The sequence below is a fragment of the Devosia sp. A369 genome (genome assembly GCF_054489345.1).
Map to the genome: position 1 here is coordinate 1 of NZ_JBTMWV010000052.1, position 1,321 is coordinate 1,321.

Consider the following 1,321-nt stretch of genomic DNA (forward strand, 5'->3'; position numbering starts at 1 on the left):
TCAAAAATCGCACGCGCACATGAGACCCCCGCTCGGGCTATGCCCTCCCGGCGGTCTCATGTGCGCGCCAAAGGTGGCCTGGTCTTGCTCCGCCTAATGGCCGGATTTTACTCCGCCGTTGACAGGCCTGCGATCCCGGCCGATGCGGGCGGAACCGTAATTGTCACCCTCAATGCGCTGCGGCTGCTCGTTGTAAGGTTCGATAGCCATCCAAAAGGCGCTTAAAAATGCCCGACGCTGTCAACGCCGCCGGGATGAGTTCCAGATTTAACTCACCCAAGCGGCCGTGCCCCCCTGCCCTATCGCATGGGCGAGGCATGGATGTCGGCCACCTTGCAGAGCCCGATGAGGCTACATTGGTCGATGATGTCCCTGGCGGATGTCCTGCGCTGTCTCAATGACCTAGTGACGGTCTGGTATTCTGGCTACGATGCTATTCCGCCCACCGTTGGGCGTGGCTTGAACGGCTGGTCGAAATGCATGAAACATTCCCCCGTTCCTTGGCGGCCTTGTGCTGGAACAGTTTGGAGTACAGTGATGCAGGCGACGATCGATCGACTGAGCGAACAGTTATCCCGCCACTATCTGATCTATCTGGAAACGCTGTTGGTTGAGCTGGTCAGCGAGGGCGGAGCGCTGCAGTTTCACTGTGGCTTTAGCTTGCGCAGTGACCACGCGCTTCGCACTTGTCGTTTTGGCGTTCCATCCGGAGAGTGGTCGACAGACCTCGAACGGGACGCGATCGCCGCCGCTGTTTTCGAGGAACTCGAACATTTCATCGATGAAGAGATCGTCGAGCAGCAGCAGGCCAACTAAGCCGACCGGCGGGCCATAGACTTTCTCTTTCAATGAGACATTGCCATACTATACGCACCGCGCGGTCGACCCCGACCACCTTAATTTATGGGTTCACAGCCTAATATTTCTGCACGCCGATCAGGCGGCTAAGCTCGCTTTGCCGTCGCCAAAATTCCTGCTGCGCCAAACATCATACCGCCAGTAACGCGGTTCATCAGAAGAAGACGTCTGGCCGAGGGATTAATCGACCTTAGGATACTGCCGCATAGCGCCCATCCCATAGCTGCAAAGCACTCGACACCGATGTAAATCGTTCCAAGAACGATCAGCTGAACGGTAAACGAGCTCTCGCTATTCGCGGTGACAAACTGAGGTACGAAGGCTGTGAAGAGAAGGACAGAGCTGGCTCGGTTTGTCTGAACAGCTATTGGGGCATCTCTAGGTGGATTTCGGCCCTGGTTATGCCGCTGCCGGGATTGGCATCAGCGCATTGAAGTAGGCGAAGTCGGGCGTCTTTCGGTCA

1 protein-coding gene is annotated in these 1,321 nt (G+C 56.8%); it reads left to right on the top strand.

What is annotated here, in order from left to right; all coding sequences use genetic code 11:
- Positions 1–537 precede the first annotated feature (537 nt).
- The gene (locus ACX3OZ_RS20825; protein WP_459105505.1) at positions 538–816 is read left to right on the top strand and encodes a hypothetical protein; all 279 of its coding nucleotides are present in this window, start codon (positions 538–540) and stop codon (positions 814–816) included.
- Positions 817–1,321: the final 505 nt, after the last annotated feature.

Bases quoted from the DNA above. Each gene is read 5' to 3' on its own strand.
- ACX3OZ_RS20825 (WP_459105505.1), top strand. From the start codon at position 538: ATGCAGGCGACGATCGATCGACTGAGCGAACAGTTATCCCGCCACTAT.